The 1,705-nt window shown below is 57.2% G+C and carries 1 protein-coding gene; it reads left to right on the top strand.

Annotated features, from left to right (window positions below):
- Window positions 1-165: 165 nt before the first annotated feature.
- Window positions 166-1,701, top strand: coding sequence for a threonine ammonia-lyase, biosynthetic (gene ilvA / locus WH5701_RS00245; RefSeq protein WP_006169768.1), 1,536 nt, complete (start codon window positions 166-168; stop codon window positions 1,699-1,701).
- Window positions 1,702-1,705 lie beyond the last annotated feature (4 nt).

Below are 1,705 nucleotides of genomic sequence, written 5' to 3' on the forward strand. Positions count from 1 at the left end.
TCGTCCTGGTTCATCATTGGCTCCGGCTGCAAATCAGGTTGGCTTTGCCGGCATTATAGCGCTTAAGAGCCCTCTGCTTATAGACGGCTGCCGTGCAAACTTTCTACACTGTGGGTTTTTCTCAGCCAGTCATCACTCACACATCGACCAAAAGCCGGAACTGCTATGCCGCAACGCTACATCAAGAAGATTCTCGATGCGCGCGTCTATGACGTGGCCATCGAAACACCCCTGACTGAAGCCCGCAGTCTGTCCAAGCGCTTTGGCAACAATATTCTGCTCAAGCGTGAAGATCTTCAGCCGGTGTTCTCCTTCAAGATTCGTGGTGCCTATAACCGGATTGCGCAGCTTTCCGAGGAGCAGAAGGCCAAGGGTGTCATTTGTGCGTCGGCCGGAAATCATGCCCAGGGTGTGGCGCTGGCTGCCAAGAATCTCGGGATCAAGGCGGTAATTGTGATGCCGCAGACCACGCCGGAGATCAAGGTGCGTTCGGTACGGGATCACGGTGCCAAGGTGGTTCTCAAGGGCGATGCCTTCGACGAGGCGGCGGCCCACGCTCAGGAGTTGATCGCAAAGCACGGCTACACCTACATTCCGCCGTACGATGATCCCGATGTGATCGCCGGCCAGGGCACGGTGGCCATGGAAATCATGTGGCAGTTCAGCAAGCCGATCCACGCCATCTTCATCTGTGTTGGTGGCGGCGGGCTGATTGCCGGCATGGCCGCTTACATCAAGTATCTGCGCCCCGAGATCAAGGTGATTGGTGTCGAACCGGAGGACTCCAACTGCCTCCAGGCCGCCATGAAAGCGGGCAAACGCGTGGTGCTCGATGAAGTGGGCATCTTTGCTGATGGAGTGGCAGTCAAGCAGATTGGTAAGTACCCCTGGGAGATCTGCAAGGACCACGTGGACGAGGTGATCACCGTATCCACCGACGAAATCTGCGCGGCCATCAAGGATGTGTTCGAGGATACCCGCTCCATTGCCGAGCCGGCCGGTGCCCTGGGTGTGGCCGGCATCAAGAAATACATCGAGCGCGAGAAAGTCGAGGGCGAGAACCTGATTGCCACCCTGAGCGGTGCCAACATGAACTTCGACCGTCTGCGCTACATCTCCGAACGCACGGAAGTGGGCGAGAAACGCGAGGCCATCCTGGCGGTGACCATTCCGGAGAAACCGGGCGCGTTCAAGACCTTCATCAACGCCCTGCACAAGCGCAGCATCACCGAGTTCAATTACCGCTACGCCGATGCTACCAATGCCACGATTTTCGTTGGCATCCAGATTGCCGCGGGTGGTCACGGCCGCGAGGATCTGGTTCAGGATCTTCGGGAGAGCGGATACTCGGTGGTCGATTTAACCGACAGCGATCTGGCCAAGCAGCACATCCGTCACATGGTGGGCGGCCACGCGCCGACCATCACCAACGAAAAGGTGTTCCAGTTCGAGTTCCCGGAGCGTCCGGGGGCGTTGCTGAAGTTCCTGATGTCTCTTGGTACCCGCTGGAATATCTCCATGTTCCACTACCGCAACCACGGTGCAGCCTACAGCCGTGTTCTGCTGGGCGCTCAGGTGGACGACGATGAGGTGCAGGATTTCGAGAAAATGCTGGATAAGGTCGGCTTTCGCTATGAAAACATGACGGATAATGAGGCCTATCAGTTGTTTCTCGGGCAAGGAAATGCACGATCGAGCTAACGTA

It is taken from the genome of Synechococcus sp. WH 5701, assembly GCF_000153045.1.
Taxonomy (GTDB): domain Bacteria; phylum Cyanobacteriota; class Cyanobacteriia; order PCC-6307; family Cyanobiaceae; genus Regnicoccus_A; species Regnicoccus_A antarcticus.

What these genes read in the sequence shown, in the direction of transcription:
- ilvA (WP_006169768.1), top strand. Translation starts at nt 166, where the DNA reads ATGCCGCAACGCTACATCAAGAAGATTCTCGATGCGCGCGTCTATGAC.